Annotated in this window: 19 protein-coding genes; all 19 read left to right on the top strand. The window is 53.9% G+C overall.

Annotated features, from left to right (window positions below; translation table 11 throughout):
• Positions 1–14: 14 nt before the first annotated feature.
• The 19 genes from EKM90_RS07305 to EKM90_RS07215 all read left to right on the top strand — a co-directional run bounded on the left by EKM90_RS07305 (position 15) and on the right by EKM90_RS07215 (position 18,952).
• Positions 15–1,274: a helicase-related protein gene (locus EKM90_RS07305; RefSeq protein ID WP_125581206.1), complete on the top strand. Its 1,260-nt coding sequence runs from the start codon at positions 15–17 to the stop codon at positions 1,272–1,274.
• 50 nt (positions 1,275–1,324) lie between these two features.
• Positions 1,325–1,933 carry a ComF family protein gene (locus EKM90_RS07300; protein ID WP_225422773.1) on the top strand — a complete coding sequence of 203 codons (609 nt, stop codon included), beginning with the start codon at positions 1,325–1,327 and terminating at the stop codon, positions 1,931–1,933.
• Positions 1,934–2,054: 121 nt separating this feature from the next.
• The gene (gene hpf, locus EKM90_RS07295; RefSeq protein WP_125581204.1) at positions 2,055–2,615 is read left to right on the top strand and encodes a ribosome hibernation-promoting factor, HPF/YfiA family; all 561 of its coding nucleotides are present in this window, start codon (positions 2,055–2,057) and stop codon (positions 2,613–2,615) included.
• A 145-nt stretch (positions 2,616–2,760) separates the two neighbouring features.
• Positions 2,761–5,127, top strand: a complete 2,367-nt coding sequence (secA, locus tag EKM90_RS07290; protein WP_125581202.1) for a preprotein translocase subunit SecA — start codon at positions 2,761–2,763, stop codon at positions 5,125–5,127.
• A 93-nt stretch (positions 5,128–5,220) separates the two neighbouring features.
• Positions 5,221–6,337 (top strand): peptide chain release factor 2 gene (prfB, locus tag EKM90_RS07285; RefSeq protein WP_125581200.1). Its coding sequence is split into 2 segments (ribosomal slippage): positions 5,221–5,292 and positions 5,294–6,337, totalling 1,116 coding nucleotides; the frame shifts between segments, so codons are not numbered across the junction.
• An 82-nt stretch (positions 6,338–6,419) separates the two neighbouring features.
• Positions 6,420–7,106 (top strand): cell division ATP-binding protein FtsE, encoded by a 687-nt coding sequence (gene ftsE, locus EKM90_RS07280; RefSeq protein ID WP_125581198.1) that lies wholly within the window; start codon positions 6,420–6,422, stop codon positions 7,104–7,106.
• Entirely contained in the window at positions 7,096–7,983 is an 888-nt protein-coding gene (gene ftsX / locus EKM90_RS07275) for a permease-like cell division protein FtsX (protein WP_125581196.1), read from the top strand. The genes ftsE and ftsX overlap by 11 nt, the downstream gene beginning before the upstream one ends.
• 192 nt (positions 7,984–8,175) lie before the next feature.
• The gene (locus tag EKM90_RS07270; RefSeq protein ID WP_125581194.1) at positions 8,176–9,282 is read left to right on the top strand and encodes a PDZ domain-containing protein; all 1,107 of its coding nucleotides are present in this window, start codon (positions 8,176–8,178) and stop codon (positions 9,280–9,282) included.
• On the top strand, positions 9,279–9,983 hold the full coding sequence (locus EKM90_RS07265; RefSeq protein WP_125581192.1) for a response regulator transcription factor: 705 nt from the start codon (positions 9,279–9,281) through the stop codon (positions 9,981–9,983). Before EKM90_RS07270 ends, EKM90_RS07265 begins: the two co-directional genes overlap by 4 nt.
• Positions 9,976–11,652, top strand: coding sequence for a two-component system histidine kinase PnpS (gene pnpS / locus EKM90_RS07260; protein WP_125581189.1), 1,677 nt, complete (start codon positions 9,976–9,978; stop codon positions 11,650–11,652). The genes EKM90_RS07265 and pnpS overlap by 8 nt, the downstream gene beginning before the upstream one ends.
• A 71-nt stretch (positions 11,653–11,723) precedes the next feature.
• Positions 11,724–12,572: a phosphate ABC transporter substrate-binding protein PstS family protein gene (locus EKM90_RS07255; protein WP_373301018.1), complete on the top strand. Its 849-nt coding sequence runs from the start codon at positions 11,724–11,726 to the stop codon at positions 12,570–12,572.
• Between the two features lies 1 nt (position 12,573).
• Positions 12,574–13,494 carry a phosphate ABC transporter permease subunit PstC gene (pstC, locus tag EKM90_RS07250; RefSeq protein WP_125581185.1) on the top strand — a complete coding sequence of 307 codons (921 nt, stop codon included), beginning with the start codon at positions 12,574–12,576 and terminating at the stop codon, positions 13,492–13,494.
• Complete coding sequence (pstA, locus tag EKM90_RS07245; RefSeq protein WP_125581183.1) at positions 13,494–14,381, top strand: phosphate ABC transporter permease PstA; 888 nt, start codon at positions 13,494–13,496, stop codon at positions 14,379–14,381. Before pstC ends, pstA begins: the two co-directional genes overlap by 1 nt.
• 16 nt (positions 14,382–14,397) lie before the next feature.
• Positions 14,398–15,204, top strand: a complete 807-nt coding sequence (gene pstB, locus EKM90_RS07240; RefSeq protein ID WP_125581181.1) for a phosphate ABC transporter ATP-binding protein PstB — start codon at positions 14,398–14,400, stop codon at positions 15,202–15,204.
• Positions 15,205–15,227: 23 nt separating this feature from the next.
• Positions 15,228–15,986: a phosphate ABC transporter ATP-binding protein PstB gene (pstB, locus tag EKM90_RS07235; protein ID WP_125581179.1), complete on the top strand. Its 759-nt coding sequence runs from the start codon at positions 15,228–15,230 to the stop codon at positions 15,984–15,986.
• Positions 15,987–16,010: 24 nt separating this feature from the next.
• Positions 16,011–16,688: a phosphate signaling complex protein PhoU gene (phoU, locus tag EKM90_RS07230; protein WP_125581177.1), complete on the top strand. Its 678-nt coding sequence runs from the start codon at positions 16,011–16,013 to the stop codon at positions 16,686–16,688.
• Between the two features lie 181 nt (positions 16,689–16,869).
• Positions 16,870–18,312, top strand: a complete 1,443-nt coding sequence (gene liaX / locus EKM90_RS07225) for a daptomycin-sensing surface protein LiaX (protein WP_125581175.1) — start codon at positions 16,870–16,872, stop codon at positions 18,310–18,312.
• 11 nt (positions 18,313–18,323) lie between these two features.
• The gene (locus EKM90_RS07220) at positions 18,324–18,611 is read left to right on the top strand and encodes a hypothetical protein (RefSeq protein WP_125581173.1); all 288 of its coding nucleotides are present in this window, start codon (positions 18,324–18,326) and stop codon (positions 18,609–18,611) included.
• Positions 18,611–18,952: a phage holin family protein gene (locus tag EKM90_RS07215; RefSeq protein WP_125581171.1), complete on the top strand. Its 342-nt coding sequence runs from the start codon at positions 18,611–18,613 to the stop codon at positions 18,950–18,952. Before EKM90_RS07220 ends, EKM90_RS07215 begins: the two co-directional genes overlap by 1 nt.
• Positions 18,953–19,533: the final 581 nt, after the last annotated feature.

Below are 19,533 nucleotides of genomic sequence, written 5' to 3'. Positions count from 1 at the left end.
TTGAGGTGAGCAAAATGTTGCCCTTAGGCTTTCAATTGACCGATGAAGAATTGCCAAAAGTGGGCCTCACTATGGCCAGTTTAGCACAGCTGACGCCAATCATGGCCATTCAATCCGGGCGCTGCCAGCGCTGTCAGCAGCGCGCCTTGGCGCCATTGCCGGATGGCCGGCAGTATTGCACCGCCTGCGTGGGGCTGGGCCGGGTGACGACCACGACCAAGCTGTGGCGCCTGCCGTCAGGGCCGGCAACCCCCAGTGCCATGACTTGGCGCGGCACGTTAACCTCAGCGCAAAAGCAAGCTGCCCAGGCGGCGTTAACCGCGGTCAACCAAGGCCGGGATTTTTTACTGTGGGCGGTGACTGGCGCCGGCAAAACCGAGATGTTGTTTCCGGTGGTGGCAGCGTTTTTAAGCCGGGGCCTGCGGGTGGCCATTGCCTCACCCCGAGTGGATGTGGTGCGTGAATTAGCGCCGCGGTTCGCGCAGGCTTTCGCCGGGGCGTCGCTGGCGGTACTGTTTGGCGGCAGCGCCTGGCCGGAAGTCCCAGCAGATCTGACGGTGACCACCACCCATCAACTGCTGCGGTATTATCGACATTTTGATCTCATGGTGGTGGATGAGGTCGATGCCTTTCCGTATACGCAAACCCCGATGCTGGCGGCTGCGGTGCAGCAGGCGCGCCGTGGGCCAACGATTTTTTTGAGCGCCACACCAGATAAGCCGATGCAGCAGGCGGTTAAACGCGCGCGACTGGCAGTGGCGTTTCTGCCGCGGCGGTTTCATGGCGCGCCGCTGCCGGTGCCGCGGCAGCGGCTGACGGGGCTCAAACAAGTACCTAAGCAGCTGGGAAGGCGGGATTTGGCGCTGTTGCAAAATCTGGCCGCTGACCGCCGGGTGTTGGTATTTGTGCCCCGGATTGCCTGGCTCAAGCCGCTGGCGGCGCACCTGCGGCAAGCTGGGCTGGCGGTGCGCACGGCGCACGCCGCCGATCCCGAACGGGCGGCGGTGGTGCAGGCCTTTCGACAAGGTGAGTTTACGGTGCTACTGACGACCACGATTTTGGAGCGGGGGGTCACCATTCCCCGCTGTGCCGTTGTGGTGGTGGCCGCCGATGACCCACAATTCTCGGCCAGTGGCCTGATTCAGATGGCCGGCCGGGCCGGGCGCAGTGCGGCGAGTCCGGATGATCCGGTGTTGTTTTTAGCCCGACACATCACCTTGGCCCAGATTGAGGCGATTCATGCCATTCGGCAAATGAATCGGCGCCAGCCATGAACTGCTTGCTATGCCAGCAGCCTTTGCGCAGTGATTGGTCGCTGGCGCAGTTGCTCAGTTTTAAACCGCTAACGCTGAGTCGGCTGTGCCCGCAGTGTCTGGCCCAGTTCACGCCGATCGATGCGACCTCGGCTTGCCCTGGCTGCGGCCGCGCTCATTCGCCGAAACTTTGCAACGACTGTCAGCGCTGGCGGCGGCAGGGGTATGCGCTGCTGCACAACCGCGCGTGGTTTGCTTACACGCCGGCGATGAAGGCTTTCATTCAGCAGTACAAAGGATTAGGCGATTTTCGGCTACATCAAGTCTTTGCTGACCAACTCCAGCTACCCACGCGGCGCACGGCACTGGTGCCACTGCCTTCTGAACCTGGGCATTATGCGCGGCGCGGCTTTGATCCGGTGATTGGGCTGTTCGGCCATTTGCCGCTAGCGCTGTGGTTGGAGAAAGCCGACACGGCAATGCCGCAAGCCCAAAAGGATCGCCAAGGCCGCCTGCAGACGCCGCAAAGCTTCACGGCGCATTTGCCGGCCAAGTTGCCGCCGCAAGTGATTTTATTAGACGATTTATACACCACCGGCCGCACCTTGTATCATGCCCAAGCCGCGCTGCGTGAGGCTGGCTATACGGGCAAGATAACGGCTCGGACCTTGATTAGATAAACGGATTATATTTGTTTCAAGGCGAGCAGTTCGCTATAATAAGGGTGTAGGGTGAAAGGGCTTTAATAGACCCAATCGCCCACGTGCAAGCGACTTGCACGGATGAAAGGGGAGAAGTTTTATGCTCACATACAACGTTCGTGGCGAAAACATCGAGGTCACTGATGCCATCCGCAGTTATGTCGAAAAGCGGATCAGCAAGCTCAACAAGTTCTTTGAGAGCTCAGTTCAGGCGACCGCGCACGTCAACTTGAAGGTGTATCCTGATAAAACCGCCAAAGTCGAAGTGACAATTCCATTGTCCTATCTGACCTTGCGTGCTGAAGAAACTAGCCCTGATTTGTACGCCAGTGTCGATCTAGTGACTGACAAGCTGGAACGGCAGGTCCGTAAATACAAGACCAAGATCAACCGTAAGTCGCGGGAAAAGGGCTTTGCCCCGATTGACGTGGCTCCAGAAGGCACGCCAGCACCAACTGAGCCAGCTGAAGAAGAGGATAACCTGACAGTGGTCCGCACCAAGCGGGTATCACTGAAGCCAATGGATTCGCAGGAAGCCATTTTGCAGATGGATATGCTTGGGCATAACTTCTTTATCTTTGAAGATGCCGATACCAATGGGACCAGCATCGTGTATAAGCGTCGGGATGGCCGTTATGGGCTGATTGAAACCGACGAATAAGCAATCGCTGATTAAACATGGCGCAGATCCGGTGAGGATTTGCGTTTTTTTATTTTTCCAAGGTGTTAAAGCCGCTTCATCAATGCTAAAATACATAAGATACTGTCAGTATTATGCGCATACTGATGACAGGAGAGGATCAACAATGCCTAACGTCTTAAAAAAATGGGTTGAAAGCGACAAGCGCGAAGTGACGCGGCTTGGTAAAATCGCCGATCAAGTCCAAAGCTATGAAGATGAATATGCCGCGTTAAGCGACGAACAGCTGCAGGCGAAAACACCTGCCCTCAAAGCGCGCCTGGAAAAAGGCGAAACGCTGGATGATATTTTGCCAGAAGCCTTTGCGGTCGCCCGTGAAGGCGCCAAGCGGGTGCTGGGGCTGTTCCCATTCCGCGTGCAAATCATTGGTGGGATTACCTTGCATGAAGGTAACATCGCCGAAATGAAAACCGGGGAAGGGAAAACCCTGACCGCGACAATGCCCGTGTACCTGAATGCCCTTGGCGGCCAAGGCGTGCACGTGGTCACCGTTAACGAATACCTGAGTGGCCGTGACGCGACAGAAATGGGCGAGTTGTATAACTGGCTCGGCTTGAGTGTGGGTCTCAATACCCACGACTTAAGTTCCGATGAAAAGCGGGCGGCTTACGATGCCGACATCACTTATTCCACCAACAGTGAACTCGGGTTTGACTACCTGCGCGATAACATGGTGGTGTACAAGCAGCAGATGGTCCAGCGGCCGCTGAACTATGCGATTGTCGATGAAGTGGACTCGATTTTGATTGATGAAGCGCGGACTCCGTTGATTATTTCCGGTGGGGCCGAAAAATCTACCGGGCTCTACATCCGGGCGGATCGCTTCGTCAAGACGCTCAAAGAAGAAGACGACTATAAGATCGACTGGCCGACCAAGACCGTGTCTTTGACCGAAAATGGGATTCGCAAAGCCGAAAAAATCTTCGGCTTGAAGAACCTGTATGACACCGAAAACACCGCCTTGACCCACCATTTGGATCAGGCACTGCGGGCGAACTTCATCATGCTCAAGGATATCGACTACATGGTGTCGCCAGAAAACGAAGTGCTGATTGTCGATCAGTTCACCGGGCGTGCTATGGAAGGTCGCCGCTTCTCAGATGGACTGCACCAGGCGATTGAAGCCAAGGAAGGCGTCGAGATTCAAGACGAAAATGCCACCATGGCGACCATCACCTACCAGAACTTCTTCCGGATGTACAACAAGCTGGCCGGGATGACCGGGACGGCGAAAACCGAAGAAGAAGAATTCCGCGAAATTTACAACATGGAAGTTATTTCCATTCCCACCAACAAGCCGGTGATTCGGGTGGACTCACCTGACGTGCTGTACCCAACGCTGGATGCCAAGTTCAACGCCGTTACCGCTGACATCAAGGCGCGGCACGAAAAGGGCCAACCGATTTTGGTCGGCACCGTAGCCATTGAATCTTCTGAACGCCTGTCTAAACAACTGGATGATGAAGGCATTCCGCACAGCGTCTTGAACGCGAAGAACCATGCCCGTGAAGCCGAAATCGTCATGAACGCAGGCCAGCGCGGTGCCGTCACCATCGCGACCAACATGGCTGGGCGGGGGACCGACATCAAGCTCGGCCCTGGCGTCAAGGAAGTGGGCGGCTTGGCCGTCATTGGGACCGAACGCCATGAAAGCCGCCGGATTGATAACCAGCTGCGTGGGCGTTCAGGCCGGCAAGGGGATCCCGGCTCGACTCAGTTCTACCTGTCCCTTGAGGACGACTTGATGAAGCGTTTCGGCTCAGATCGCATCAAGCAAATGCTTGATCGCTTCAAGCTGGAAGACGATGAACAAGTGATTCGCAGCCGCATGATTTCCCGCTCCGTTGAATCCGCGCAAAAGCGGGTTGAAGGGAACAACTACGATACCCGTAAGAACACTTTGCAATATGATGATGTGATGCGGGAACAGCGCGAAGTCATTTATAAGCAGCGTCAGCAAGTGATCAACGAAGACCAAAGCCTGAAGTCAGTGCTGATGGCGATGATCAACCGCTGCGTGACCCGCATCGTCTTGGCGCATACCCAAGGCGACAAGAAGGATTGGGATCTGGACAAGATCTACGACTATGTCACCACCAATATGGTCACCGATGAGGACTTGAAGCGCACGGCCTTGGATGACAAGACGCCAGACGAAATCATTGCGCAACTCCAAGCCTTAGCGGAAGCCAACTATGCAGACAAGCTCAGCCAGCTCGGTGATAAAGACCAAATGCTTGAGTTTGAAAAAGTCGTGATTTTGCGGGTGGTTGACAGTCTGTGGACAGATCATATCGATGCGCTTGATCAGCTGCGTCAATCCGTTGGCCTGCGGGGTTATGGGCAAATGAACCCACTGGTCGAATACCAAGAAGAAGCGTACCGGATGTTTGAAGAAATGATTGCGAACATGGACGATGGCGTGACGCGCCTGTTCATGAAGGCACAGATTCGGCAAAACATTCGTCGTTAATAGCGAATCGGGAATGGGGCAAACCAAAATGGTTTTGTCCCATTTTTGTCGGCATGGTACACTAGACGAGGCAAAAAAAGGAGCACATCAAATATGGAAATAGCAGAAATGCGCACCATCTTGGCCACCATGCGGGCCAAAATCAATCACTTTAGGGGGTCGCTTTGACCTCGATGCCTTGAACGAACGCATCGCTGAAAACGAAGGCCGCATGGCGGAACCCGGGTTCTGGGACCACGCCGAGCAGGCTCAGCAGTTGATTGACGAAAACAATCAACTAAAAGGCAAGCACGATAACTTCCTGAATCTGCAGAATCAGCTGGAAGACATCGAAGTAGCGTTTGAGCTATTGCAGGAAGAACCTGACGCCGAGCTGCAAACGGAAGTCACGACCCAGATCACCACGCTGCAAGAACAGTTGGATCATTACGAAATGACCTTGCTGCTGAACCAACCTTATGATCACAATAACGCTATCGTTGAAATTCACCCAGGCGCTGGGGGCACCGAAGCCCAAGACTGGGGCTCCATGCTGACACGGATGTATGAACGGTGGGCCGACCAGAATGATTACAGCGTGGAAGTCGCCGATTACCAAGCAGGGGATGAAGCTGGCATCAAGAGTGTGACGCTGCTGATCAATGGCACCAACGCCTATGGCATGCTACGCAGCGAAAAAGGCGTGCACCGCCTGGTTCGAATTTCGCCGTTTGACGCGGCCGGCCGCCGGCATACCAGTTTTGCCTCAGTTGATGTCATGCCAGAACTGGATGATAACATCGAAGTTGATCTGCGGCCGGAAGACATCAAGATGGAAGTCTTCCGCTCTAGCGGGGCCGGTGGGCAGCATATTAACAAAACCTCTAGCGCCGTGCGGCTAATTCACATCCCCACTGGCATTGTGACCTCCAGTCAGGCCCAGCGGAGTCAGTTCCAAAACAAAGCCACCGCGATGGCGATGTTGAAGGCGAAACTCTATCAGCGCGAGCAAGAAAAAAAGGCCCAAGAGGCGGCGGCCATCAAGGGCCAGCAGCAAGACGTGGCGTTTGGCTCCCAAATCCGATCGTATGTCTTTCATCCCTATACGATGGTTAAAGACCACCGCAGTAATTATGAAACCGGCAATGGCCAAGCCGTGATGGATGGCGACCTTAGTCCGTTCATCTATGCTTACCTGCAGTGGCAATTGGCCCAATCGAATCCAGTCTGAAAGCAATTGTAACGTGGTTGCAATCAGTCTGTGTTATTGGTCTGCTATACTCGGCCTAGTGATTCAATAAAGGAGCGAAGTCATGATTCAGATGAAAAACGTGATGAAAAAGTATACCAACGGCGTCATCGCGATTAAAGACCTCAGCTTGACGGTTGACCCCGGGGAATTTTTGTATGTCATCGGCCCCAGTGGTGCCGGGAAGTCAACGCTGATTAAAATGCTTTACCATGAACTGGTGCCCACCAGTGGCACCATCCAGGTTGGTAAGTATGATTTCAGTACCATGAGCGATAAGGATGTGCCTTATTTCCGGCGCGGCATTGGCATTGTGTTTCAAGACTTCAAGTTGCTGCCGCGGCTGACGGTGTACGAAAACATTGCCTACGCGATGGAAGTCATCGAAGCCCGTGACGAAGACATTAAGCCGCGGGTGCTGCATGTGTTGAAGCTGGTCGGCTTGGAACAAAAAGTGCGCCGCTTCCCGAGTGAACTTTCTGGTGGGGAGCAGCAGCGGGTGTCCATTGCCCGCGCGATTGTTAACGCGCCAGATGTCGTGATTGCCGATGAGCCAACTGGGAACCTTGATCCGGATACGTCTGACGGCATCATGGACATTTTGGAACGCATCAACGCCGATGGCACCACAATCATCATGGCCACGCATAATCGCGAACTGGTCAACGCCCGGCCGCACCGCCTGCTAGAAATTGCCGGCGGCCGCCTGGTCCGCGACGAAGAAGGAGGGAGTTACAGCGATGAAGACTGATGTCATGATGCGTCACCTCAAAGACTCCCTCAAGAGCCTGAAACGCAATGGCTGGATGTCAGTGGCGGCAGTTTCTGCCGTGACGGTCACCTTGCTGTTGGTGGGGATTTTCTTAGCCTTGTTGGCCAATGTTAACCGGGTTTCTAGCCAAGTTGAGAATGATGTCCGGGTGCGGGTGTCCATTCAAAAAGGAACCACGGACAAACAGCAGGCGGCCTTGAAGAAGGAACTGGAGAATTTCGCTGAAGTGAAGTCGGTGCAATTCCGCTCGGCTAGCCAAGAACTGGATAACATCATTGGCAGTTACGGTAAGCAGTGGCAGACTTTCAAAGGCGATCAAAACCCGCTGAACAACGTCTTCGTGGTGGACACGAAAGACGCCAAGGACACGATCAAAGTGGCCAAGAAAGCTGATAAGCTCAAGCATGTGTCGGAAGCCACTTATGGGGGCGCCAAGGCCAAACAGCTCTTTAAGACCGTGGCCACGATTCAGCGCTGGGGGCTCGGCTTTACCATTTTACTGTTGTTTGTTGCCGTGTTCCTGATTTCCAACACCATCCGCATTACCATCTTGTCGCGGCGCACTGAAATTGGCGTCATGCGGCTGGTGGGGGCAACGAATGCCTACATTCGCTGGCCATTTCTGCTGGAAGGCGCCTGGACCGGCTTGTTCGGGGCCGTGCTACCGATGCTGATTGTCGACTTTGGTTACGGCTTGGTGACACGCAATGCGCCATTCACCGTGGCAGCGAACGGGTTCTCGTTGTATCCCAACATGCCATTTCTGGTGTGGATCGATCTCGCCTTGGCGGTGATCGGGATGGTCATCGGGGCGTTAGGCGCGGTGGTTTCCATGCGCCGCTTCCTGAAAATCTAAACGGGCTGTAAAACCGGGTGTTTTTACCTGGTTGGCCCGCGGTGCTGCTATAACAGTTAAGGTAATTGCTAAGGGGCTGTGACACTCGTCGCAGCTCCTTTTGTGATGCCTGCTTAGCCCTAATTCATCCCCCTTCGAGTTCGCGTCAGATATGCTATACTTACAGTAAATCCAGTCTGGAAAGGGGCACCTATGGGACAGCTTGTGCTTTCATTTATCTTAAGCCCAGTGACTTGGGTGGGGGCGCTGGTGGCTGACTTAGGCCGGGTGCTGCGTATTCGCCAAGAACGACGGCTTTTTGGGGTCGGCATTGATCGCCATTGGACCGGGCTATGGGCCGGGTTAATTGGCGGCGTTGCGGTCAGTCTGGTGCTAGACGGGATGTTGCTGGCGGCCGGGGCCCTCCTGCCAAAAATGGTGTGGCTGGCGCTGGTGGCACTGAATGTGCTGGCACTGCTACTGTCGTGGCTGGGTTTTGCGCCTTGGTTCTTTGCCGTGGCGGGCCTGATTGCGTTCTTGCCTAGCGTGCAGATTGCACTGGGCCCGTGGGTTGGTGGGTTTGCGGTGTTGGTGGCGGGGATATGGGCCGCCACGGCGCTGCTACTTCATTTGCTCAATCCGCCGATTGATATTCCCAAAGTGGTGGCAGGCAAGCGCGGCGCCAAAGTCGCGGTTTACCGGCATCGGCAGTGGTACTGGTTGCCGCTGGTGGTGCCAGTGCCTGGGACTTGGTTCACTGCCCCGAGCTGGTGGCCGACTTTGGGGATTGGGACGCACCAGTTTGCGCTCCTGTTTGTGCCGCTGGTGATTGGGGCGGCGCTGATGACCAAGCGGCAGCTGCCGCAAGCCGCAACCCTGCAATGGCGCTGGCAATACTTAGGCGCTAGTGTGCTGGCTTTGATCATTGCCGGGTTGACCTTTTGGCGGCCGGCCGCCGCGGGCTCAGCGCTTGTGATGCTGGCGGTGCTGGGCGTGATTGTGGGCATTGGCAACTGGCGCGCCACCAAGCTAGGCGCTGCCGCGATTTCCCAAACCAGTGCCGGCGTGCGGTTGGTGGCAGTGCAACCCGATACCCCAGCCAGCAAAATGGCGCTGCAGGCCGGCGATATTATTTTGACCTGCAACCATCTGCCAGTGCACAATGAAGCCGAACTCTACGCGGCGCTTCAAACCCAGCCGACCTATTGCCGGCTGAAGGTAGAGCGGTTAGATGGGGCGATTCGCCTCGCCGAAACCGCGATTTTCAAAGGGGCCCCACATGAATTAGGAATGATCACATTTGCGGAGGAGCAAGCATGAAGAAAATTCTTGTTGTCGATGATGAACCAGCGATCGTGACCTTATTGCAATACAACTTGGAAAAAGAACATTATGCTGTCACCACCGCCGGCGACGGTGACACGGCGTTAAGCCTGGCGCTCCAGCAGAGTTTCGACTTCATCATTTTGGATCTGATGCTGCCAGGGTTGGATGGGCTGGAAGTCACCAAGAAAATTCGGGCGGCTGACAATAAAACCCCAATCATGATTTTAACCGCCAAGGATAGTGAAACCGATAAGATTGTGGGCCTGGAGTTAGGCGCGGATGACTATGTGACCAAGCCGTTCTCGCCGCGGGAAATCGTGGCGCGGATTAAGGCCATCGAACGGCGTGTGCAGGCCCCGACGCCAACTAGCGCCAAGGCACCAGCCAAGATTCTCAGCGTTGGGGAGCTGGTGATTGACCCCGATAATTATCAGGCGACCAAAAACGGCGAGCGCCTGCAGCTGACCCCGAAAGAATTCGAACTACTGGTGTTCTTTGCGCAACGGGTCGGCAAAATTCTCTCGCGGGATGCGCTTTTGAACGGCGTTTGGGGTTTTGAGTACCCGGCCGAAACGCGGATGGTGGATATTCAAGTCAGTCATTTACGCGATAAAATTGAAGTGGACCCAAAGCATCCGGACTACATTAAGACGGTCCGTGGTTTTGGTTACCAAATGGAGGCGCCTAATGAGTAGCAGATTCAAGCGCCGGCTCGCCTGGACGGGGATTACTTTCGTCGCAGGCTTTTTTCTACTCTGGTTCGGCATGGACCGGACGCTTTATCAGCAGCAAGGCGACCATTTAAGCGCACTGTATCAAACGTATCGCGATTTTGACGGCGCGGCGGCGCAAGTGCAACCCCTGGCAAAAGACAACCATGTGACCTTTACTGTGCTGAAAGGCAAACCCACTGATCGGCGCGGCACGTTGCTGCAGGATCTGGTGGACCGCCAGCGCACGATTGCTGGCCATACCACCACGCTGACAGTCAATGGCCAAGCGGAGCAGGTCTATGTCGCCCGGGAAGGCACCACGTTTATTGGCGTCTGGCAGCAGCGCGCTACGTTGTTTTCTGCGGCGCCAGCCTTTGCGTGGACGCTGATTGTGATTGGCGTGCTCGGTCTGCTGGCCATCGCCACCCTCATGATCAAACGATTCCACTATTGGAATGGCCATGTCGAGAAAATGACCAGTAACTTGGCGCGGATCGAAGCTGGCGGGGTGCCAGAGCCAATTATTTTGACGCCAGGTTCGGCGTTTATGGCCATGGGCAAACAGATTGACGCTTTGGACGAAGAAATGCGCCACCTGCGCGATAAGGTGGCGATCCGCCAAGCGTCCTTTGACCGCTTGATCGATCATTTGCCTCTAGGCATCATGCTGCTAGATGATGAGCGTCAGGTGGTACTGGCCAACCAAGCGATGGGCACGATGGTCGGCCACCAGATTGCGGCGGTTAAGCATGATTATTTTGATGACATCAAAACCTACCGCCTAGCGCGGATGATTGAGCACACCTACCGCAACCAGAAAACGCATCACAAAGAACTCACCATGCTGAACACCCAAAAAGCGGTTGATGCGAGCGTGATTGCACTTAACCGTGGCACCGACCATTTGGAAGTCTTGGTGATGCTGTATGACGTGACCTATCTGCGGCAAGTTGAACAGATGCAGTTGGACTTTGTCGGCAATGTCTCCCATGAGCTGAAGACGCCAGTGACAGCGATCAGCGGTTTTGCCGAAACACTGCTGAATGGCGCCAAAGATGATCCGGCGACGCTCAATCAGTTCCTGCAGATCATTTTTGATGAAAGCACGCGCTTGACCCAACTGATTACCGATATTTTGACCTTGTCGCGGCCTGATACCGGGCAGGCGCAAGCCACGGCGGTGAAGGTCGCCGAAGTGGTGCAAACCGCCTTGGTGAACTTGCGCAAGCCAATTGAAGAAAAGAACCTGACCTTGGAAACCATCATTCCCGATGACTTGACCTTGACCACGGTGCCGGTGAAGTTCTCACAAGTCGTGCGCAACCTGCTCAACAATGCGGTGTTCTATAATCGCAATGGGGGCAAGGTCACCGTGACTGCCACCACTGATGATAAGAGCCTGCTGCTGAGTGTCGCCGATACCGGCATTGGGATCGCCGAGAATGATCAGGCGCGAATTTTTGAACGCTTCTATCGCGTCGACAAGGCCCGCAGCCGCCATAATGGTGGGACCGGGCTGGGGCTGGCAATTGTGCATGATATGGTGCTGCAACTGGGTGGGGAAGTTTCTTTATCCAGTCAGCTTGGGGTGGGCACCACCTTCGTTGTGTCCTTGCCCTTGGCCGATTTACCCACCTTTTACAAGGATTGACCTTTAGTTTTACACGTGATTGCTACAATTAAATCTGTTATGTCAATGGAGGGTTGGATGTGAAAAAACGACTGATTTTTATTGTGTTGGCCGGTTTACTCGCCTTAGTCGGGTGCGGAAAACAAAGTAACAGCCAATCGATTACCGCGGTAGGTTCCAGTGCCTTGCAGCCGCTGGTGGAAGCTGCCGCGGAGCAGTATCAAAGCGATCACTTAGGGGTGTTCATCAACGTCCAAGGCGGCGGTAGTGGCACTGGCCTGTCGCAGATTCAAGAAGGCGCCGTGGAAATTGGCAATTCGGATCTGTTCGCCGAAGAAAAATCCGGCATCAACGCTAAAAAGCTGGTCGATCATCGCGTGGCGGTGGTCGGCATCACCCCGATTGTCAACAAGGCAGTGGGGGTGTCTGATTTGACCGTGGTGCAATTGCGTCGTCTGTTCACTGGCGAAATTACCAACTGGAAGCAAGTCGGCGGCAAGGACCTGCCGGTGGTGGTGGTTAACCGTGCGCAAGGCTCCGGCACTCGGGCCACTTTTGAGAAGTGGGTGCTCGGCGACCGCCAACCGATGGCGGCCCAGGAGCAAGACTCCACAGGGATGGTGCGGTCGATTGTGGCCAGCACGCCAGGCGCTGTGTCTTACGTGGCCTTCTCCTATGTGGACAAAACCGTGCGGCCACTAGCCCTCAGCGGCGTTAAGCCCACCGATCAGAATGTCACGACTGGGGCTTGGCCCATTTGGTCGTATGAACATATGTATACCAAAGGCGCGCCGACTGGCTTGACCAAAAAGTTCCTGGCCTACATTCAAAGTGCCACCATGCAGCAAAAGCTCGTCAGCAAGATGGGCTACATTCCCATGACCGCAATGAAAGTTGAACGCGATTATCGCGGCAATCTCGTTAAACTAGGGGGCAAGTAAGATGGATCCAATCAAAGAAGCGATGCTCCATCGCTCCAAAGCGGCCAAGCTGGAGCGGCGCGGCCGCTGGATCAGTTTCACCTGTATCAGCATCATCGTGCTCGTGGTGGTGGCGATTTTTTCCTTCGTGGCCACGCGGGGCTTGGCGACGTTTTTCGATAACAAAGTCAATCTCTGGTCCTTTCTGAGCAAAACCACCTGGTCGCCTGCCGTGAAAGATGCCCATGGCGCCCCGCAAGTCGGCGCTTTGCCGATGATTGTGGGGTCCTTTGGGGTGACTTTCCTGTCAGCGATTGTCGCCACGCCGTTTGCGGTAGGGGCCGCGATTTTCATGACGGAAATCTCGCCGCAAGTCGGCAAACGGGTGCTCCAGCCGGTGATTGAATTGCTGGTGGGCATTCCCAGTGTCGTTTACGGGTTCATTGGTCTGTCCGTGGTGGTGCCACTGATTCGCAATGTGTTTGGCGGCACTGGCTTTGGGATTCTAGCGGGGACCTTTGTCCTGTTCGTCATGATTTTACCGACGGTGACTTCAATGACGGTAGATGCCTTAAGTGCCGTGCCGCGCCATTACCGGGAAGCCAGTCTGGCGTTAGGTGGCACCCGCTGGCAAACCATTTCCAAAGTGGTGCTGCGCGCCGCCATGCCAGGGATTTTAACGGGCGTGGTGTTCGGCATGGCGCGGGCCTTCGGGGAAGCACTGGCGGTGCAAATGGTCATTGGTAACGCCGCCCTGCTGCCGCAAAACCTGATCAGTCCGGCTTCAACCCTGACTTCGGTGTTGACCTCGGGCATCGGTAATACCGTGATGGGCTCCCTTGAAAATAATGCGTTGTGGTCCTTGGCCCTGCTATTGCTTTTGATGTCCTTGGCCTTTAACCTGCTGATTCGCTGGATTGGGAAGAAAGGGGAGATGAAGTGATGGACGCCAAACAAAAAGACAAACTGGCGACTGGCATCTTGTATGCCATTGCTGGCATCATCGTCCTGCTGTTGGCCAGCCTGCTGGGTTACATCTTAATCCAAGGCTTGCCACATGTGTCCTGGCATTTCCTCACGTCGCCCGCCAAAGCCTTTGAAGCCGGCGGGGGGATTGGCATTCAGTTGTTCAATTCGGTTTATCTGCTCGTTTTGTCCATGCTGATTTCTGTACCGATTGCGCTTGGCGCCGGCATTTACTTGGCGGAATACGCCAAGGCCAACTGGATCACGGATGTCGTGCGGACTGCCATTGAAATCCTGAGCTCGCTGCCTTCAGTGGTGGTAGGGTTGTTCGGCTTTTTGGTCTTCGTGCTGCAGTTCAACTTTGGCTTCTCGATTCTCTCTGGCGCCTTGGCCTTGACGATGTTCAACTTGCCGCTGCTCACCAGAAACGTGGAAGATTCGCTGCGGCAAGTCAGCTTTGCGCAACGGGAAGCGGGGCTGGCGCTAGGGCTGTCACGCTGGGAAACGGTGATTCATGTCGTGATTCCTGAATCGCTACCTGGGATTATCACTGGGATGATTTTAGGGGCTGGCCGGGTCTTTGGTGAAGCCGCCGCGCTGATTTACACTGCTGGGCAAAGTGCCCCGGCGCTGAATTTCAGCGATTGGAATCCGTTCGACATTGCGAGCCCGCTGAATCCCATTCGGCCGGCCGAGACCTTAGCCGTCCATATTTGGAAAATTAATTCTGAAGGCATTCAGCCGGATGCCGCCGCGGTATCCGCTGGCGCCAGCGCCGTATTGATTTTAGCGGTGCTGCTATTCAACATCTTGGCCCGGTTCCTGGGCAATCGCTTGTATCGCAAGATGACCGCTGAATCGTAGCGGAAGAAGGGATTTTATGCAAAACTATTCGCTGACCGATACGTATCTCAAGCCTTTTGATGAAGGTCAAGAAATCGCCATCGCCACCAAGGACCTCAAAGTCCTTTATGGCGAAAAAGAAGCGATTCATGGCGTGTCGTTGCCATTTGAACGCTACAAAATCACGGCGTTGATTGGCGCCAGTGGCTCGGGGAAGTCGACTTTTCTGCGGTCCCTGAATCGAATGAATGATAATATTGAAGGCACTAAAGTCACGGGGCAGATTATGTACCGGGATCTCGATATTAACTCCGATGCAGTGGACGTGTATGAAATGCGCAAGCACATCGGCATGGTGTTCCAACGCCCGAATCCGTTTGCCAAGTCGATTTACGACAACATCACCTTTGCGCCGCGGCGCTTTGGCGAAAAGCGCAAGGCGGTCTTGGATGAGCTGGTGGAAACCAGCCTCAAACAGGCGGCACTCTGGGATCAGGTCAAAGACGACCTCAATCAAAGCGGCTTGTCACTTTCAGGCGGGCAGCAGCAGCGCCTGTGCATCGCGCGAGCGATTGCCATGAAGCCCGATATTTTGCTGCTGGATGAACCGGCGAGTGCCTTGGATCCGATTTCCACCGCCACCGTTGAAGAAACGCTGCTGCGGCTGAAGGATGATTACACCATCATCATCGTGACCCACAACATGCAGCAAGCGGCCCGGATCAGCGACTACACCGCGTTTTTCTATTCCGGCACTGCGATTGAATACGATGAAACCCGCAAAATCTTCACCCGGCCGAAGATTAAGGCCACGGAAGACTATGTATCAGGCCACTTTGGCTAAGCCGGGATAACAAGGAGGCAGCGATGAAAAAACAAGTCATCACCAGTCGCGATGTGCATTTATTTTATGGCGACTTTGAGGCCTTAACCGGCATTGATCTGGCCTTCAATGAACATGAAATCACCGCCATGATCGGCCCGTCTGGTTGCGGGAAGTCCACGTACCTGCGGATTTTGAATCGCATGAACGACTTGATTCCTAACGTCAAAATCACCGGCGACATCGAACTTGAAGGCAAAAACATTTACGCACCGGACACCGATGTTGTGCAGCTACGCAAGCAGGTGGGGATGGTGTTTCAGCAGCCCAACCCGTTCCCGTTTTCGATTTATGATAACGTGGTGTATGGGCTGCGGTTAGCTGGTGTCAAGGACCGGGCGCAGCTCGACGAAGCAGCCGAAACTAGCTTGAAGGCGGCGGCCATCTGGGATGAAGTCAAAGACAAACTGCACGAAAGCGCCTTGTCCTTATCTGGTGGTCAGCAGCAGCGCGTGTGCATCGCGCGGGTGCTGGCGGTGCGGCCCGAAGTCATTTTGATGGATGAGCCGACCTCGGCGTTGGATCCGATTTCCAGTACTCAAATCGAAAATATGCTGCTGGAATTGCGCAGTCAGTATACAATTATCTTAGTGACCCACAACATGCACCAGGCATCGCGCATTTCCGACAAAACGGCCTTTTTCTTGCAAGGCCGGGTCGTGGAATTCGATGATACGAAGAAAATGTTCTTGAATCCCAAGGAAAAAGAAACGGAAGATTACCTGAACGGCCGGTTTGGGTAAGTCAACAGACAAAGGAGGCCCGACATGCGGCGACTATTTGAAGACGAGTTAAATGATTTGCACGCTCGTTTTTCCGAGATGGGCATGATGGTCAACGAAGCAATTTTTAATTCCGTGAAGGCGTTTGTGAATCATGACAAGGCCTTGGCGCACACGGTGATCGACAATGATTACCACATCAACAAGCGCGAAGTTGACTTGGAAAAACGCTGTTTTGAACTGATTGCCTTGCAGCAGCCGGTGACCACCGACCTGCGCATGATTGTGACCGTTATGAAGGCCAGCTCAGATCTCGAACGAATGGGTGACCATGCCGTCTCGATTGCCAAATCCACCATTCGCGTGAAAGGCGAAACTCGCGTGCCTGCGATTGAGCAAGTGATTGCCGAAATGGCGGCGGCGGTCAAGACGATGGTGGAATCCGTGCTGGATGCCTACGTCAAAGAAGATGTGCTGAAGGCGCGCAAAATCGCCGAAGAAGATCATGGCATCAACGCCTTCTCTAAGGACATCTACCAGCGCTGCATTGACGAAATGACCCGCGATGCCGACACTATTGTGGGCTCAATGGATTACATGCTGGTGTCTTCCTATTTGGAACGCATCGGCGATTACGTCACCAACATCTGCGAATGGATTTTGTACCTCAAAACGGGCAAGCTCTTGGAATTGAATTCCAATGCCAAAGAGGATGGGTTTTAGCTCCTGATTACCCTCGCGTCCAAGCCGCATCCCGGCTTGGGCTTTTTTCTTTGGCGGTGGGTGCAGACGCCTGCGCATCTTCGGCCCGAAGCCAAAATCAACCTTAGGCCCTATGTCATTTTACCCGGGACCGTTCATACTATAACTACAGAGCAGTAGTCAAAACCGTGGAGGTAATCTCATGAATGAACGTGAACGGATTTTAGATTTAGTCAAACAAGGGATCATCACCAGTGAAGAAGCATTAGTCTTGCTCGAAAACTTGGCTAAGGCCCAAACCACTGATAACAAAACCACCGCGCAGCCGGAAGCCGCGCAACCCCAGCAGCAATCTTCTGCTGAAGACGAAGCATTAACCGCCTTGAATACCCAGATTGCTGAAACTGCTGGCAGCCTGGATGCGGCCACGATGCAGATCAAAAAGACTCGCGCTAAAGTGGCGGCCAACAAGGAACAAATCATTGTGCTCGACACGATGGAAGACTTGGACACCTTAACGGCGGATAAATACCAAGAACGCGGCGCCTTGAAACGCGAAAATGAGCAGTTAGGTGAGGAACTCGTGCAGCTGGCCGATCAGCAAGAACAGCTGCGCAACCAGCTCAGCGATTTGAACCGGCAAAAGCGTCAGCTCACCAAGCAGCGCTTCACCGACCATGTCCTGCCTGATGACTGGCAAGACCAAACCAAGAGCGCACTGAATGACATTGGCAAAACTGTAAATGACGCTACCAACCAGCTGGGCTCTTTCATGAAGAAGACCTTCAGCGATGTGCTCGACAACGTGGATTGGAAAGATGTGACCGTTCGCGTGCCAGGCTTGGCAACAGAAAAGTTCAGTCACACTTTCACTTACCCGAACAGCCAAGCTTCGATTATTGACGTCAAGGTGGCCAACGGGGATGTGCAGCTGGTGCAAGGCGACGGCGACGACATCACCATTCAAGCCGATGTGAAATTATTCGGTAAAATGGATGGCGAGCCGCTTCAAGCCTTCTTGGATCGCAGCCGCATCGAAGTGACGGATGATCATTTGATTTTCCAAGTGCCGAACAAGCGGGTGCAAGCCGACCTCATCATTACCTTGCCAACGCGCAGCTATGACCATGTGTCGTTGCGCCTGCTCAATGGGAACGTGAAAGGTGCGCACCTGACCGGTAAGGATTTCTATGCCAAGAGCACCAATGGCGACTTGCAGTTCACTGATTTAGATGCCGTGATGCTGGAAACCGAAGGCGTTAATGGCAGTGTCCATGTCAGCGGCCAGATTCACGATCTGCTGGTGGATGCCGTCAATGGCGATATCAAAGTTAAGGGTAATGCCAAAGTGCTGAACCTGAAAACTGTCAATGGGACGGTGCGGGCCACTTTGGTCAGCGACTTCACCCAATTAACGGCTTCAAGCGTCAATGGTGATCTGAAACTGGCTTTGCCTGCCAGCGTAGCGGCCAAGGGTGAAATCAAAACCCGCTTTGGCAGTTTGAAGAGTCGCATGAGCGGCGTGGTGTTGGACGATAAGGTTAAAAATCTGACCTTGGATCGCCCAGGCACCGGCAGCGGCGAATTGAAACTCAATGTTTCCAGTGGTAATGTGCAACTGAAAGACACTGAGCTGACGAAATAAGGAGGGCTAACATGCCATTACTGTTACTTCCCATCATTTTAATCGCGGTGGGCATTGCGTTGATCTTGGTGATCGGCATGAGCCTGTTTATCGGAGTCGCGTTGATTCACATTCTTTTTTGGCCAGTGGTGATCGGCTTGATTGTGTGGTGGATTGTACGCCGCCGCAACGGCAGCAACCGGCCGGCGCGGCATCAAGATTGGCAACAATTCGTGCCGCGGCAACGCAAAGAAGCCCATCATGTGCACGAAGAAAAGCCAGCGCATCATGAGCATCATGATGACTGGAGTGATTTCTAATGGGTTTCATCCGTAAAGTGGTTTTAACGATGGTGATTTTCATCGTTTACTCTCAGCTCTTTCCGGCACAACTGTATGTGGCGGATTGGCAAACCGCGTTAACCGGCGCGGTGGTGCTTGGGCTCTTGAATGGGCTCTTGCGACCAATCCTGAAGGTCTTGACCTTCCCGCTGACCTTGCTGACGTTAGGCATTTCATTGTTGATCTTGAATGCCTTGATGGTCAGCTTGATGGCGAATTTGGTGCCAGGTATTATCTTCAGTGGCTTTGGGGCCGAAATGATTTTGGCCATCATTGTCAGTGTCGTGAATGCCACGTTAGGGGAACCGAGACGAGATTAATGGAAGGGGAGCGTGACATAACCCCTCAAAAAAGGACCAAGACTCGGAAATCACGAAGATTTCTAGTCTTGGTCCTTTTTGTTTGATTGAAAGCCAATGAAGCGAATAGGCGCTTCGCCACCTTTCCCAAGTTCATTGCCATTATCATGAATCCCATCAGATTTTAAACCCGATGCTCCTTTAGGTTAGCTGATTGAAAGTGAAAATTTCAAGTTACACCCTGATAGGACACTTCTGATCCCAGCCTGACTAGTTCCGGAATTGTTCGATTGGGATCTGTCCTGACAAGAGCGGTTACACACAGGAGGTGCATTTCCTGTGTTTTGGTAGTTTTATGATGCGGCTGCTTATTAGATCCTTAGCGTTTAACACCAATGGCTACCTTCGGCCAGACCTTAATTGTTACACAATATAGAGAAAGGCTTCATTCGAATCCCCAGTTTACAATTCAAGTGCAACACCCTGACGACTAGACCAAAAAGGCCATGAAGACCTATTCTTGTTAGTACTAGCTAAACAAGAAAGCAGGAATCTTCATGACCCACTCTCAGACTAACACCCACAAGCATTACCAACAACTC

This window comes from Lacticaseibacillus suibinensis (assembly GCF_003946175.1).
Taxonomy (GTDB): domain Bacteria; phylum Bacillota; class Bacilli; order Lactobacillales; family Lactobacillaceae; genus Lacticaseibacillus; species Lacticaseibacillus suibinensis.
The sequence above is the reverse complement of the archived record's forward strand: the minus strand, read 5'-3'. Positions and strand labels throughout refer to the sequence as shown.

Bases quoted from the DNA above. Each gene is read 5' to 3' on its own strand.
- EKM90_RS07265 (WP_125581192.1), top strand. From the start codon at position 9,279: ATGAAGAAAATTCTTGTTGTCGATGATGAACCAGCGATCGTGACCTTA.
- EKM90_RS07305 (WP_125581206.1), top strand. From the start codon at position 15: ATGTTGCCCTTAGGCTTTCAATTGACCGATGAAGAATTGCCAAAAGTG.
- pstB (WP_125581179.1), top strand. From the start codon at position 15,228: ATGAAAAAACAAGTCATCACCAGTCGCGATGTGCATTTATTTTATGGC.
- hpf (WP_125581204.1), top strand. From the start codon at position 2,055: ATGCTCACATACAACGTTCGTGGCGAAAACATCGAGGTCACTGATGCC.
- pstA (WP_125581183.1), top strand. From the start codon at position 13,494: ATGGACGCCAAACAAAAAGACAAACTGGCGACTGGCATCTTGTATGCC.
- pstB (WP_125581181.1), top strand. From the start codon at position 14,398: ATGCAAAACTATTCGCTGACCGATACGTATCTCAAGCCTTTTGATGAA.
- ftsX (WP_125581196.1), top strand. From the start codon at position 7,096: ATGAAGACTGATGTCATGATGCGTCACCTCAAAGACTCCCTCAAGAGC.
- secA (WP_125581202.1), top strand. From the start codon at position 2,761: ATGCCTAACGTCTTAAAAAAATGGGTTGAAAGCGACAAGCGCGAAGTG.
- ftsE (WP_125581198.1), top strand. From the start codon at position 6,420: ATGATTCAGATGAAAAACGTGATGAAAAAGTATACCAACGGCGTCATC.
- pnpS (WP_125581189.1), top strand. From the start codon at position 9,976: ATGAGTAGCAGATTCAAGCGCCGGCTCGCCTGGACGGGGATTACTTTC.
- liaX (WP_125581175.1), top strand. From the start codon at position 16,870: ATGAATGAACGTGAACGGATTTTAGATTTAGTCAAACAAGGGATCATC.
- EKM90_RS07215 (WP_125581171.1), top strand. From the start codon at position 18,611: ATGGGTTTCATCCGTAAAGTGGTTTTAACGATGGTGATTTTCATCGTT.
- pstC (WP_125581185.1), top strand. From the start codon at position 12,574: ATGGATCCAATCAAAGAAGCGATGCTCCATCGCTCCAAAGCGGCCAAG.
- phoU (WP_125581177.1), top strand. From the start codon at position 16,011: ATGCGGCGACTATTTGAAGACGAGTTAAATGATTTGCACGCTCGTTTT.
- EKM90_RS07220 (WP_125581173.1), top strand. From the start codon at position 18,324: ATGCCATTACTGTTACTTCCCATCATTTTAATCGCGGTGGGCATTGCG.
- EKM90_RS07270 (WP_125581194.1), top strand. From the start codon at position 8,176: ATGGGACAGCTTGTGCTTTCATTTATCTTAAGCCCAGTGACTTGGGTG.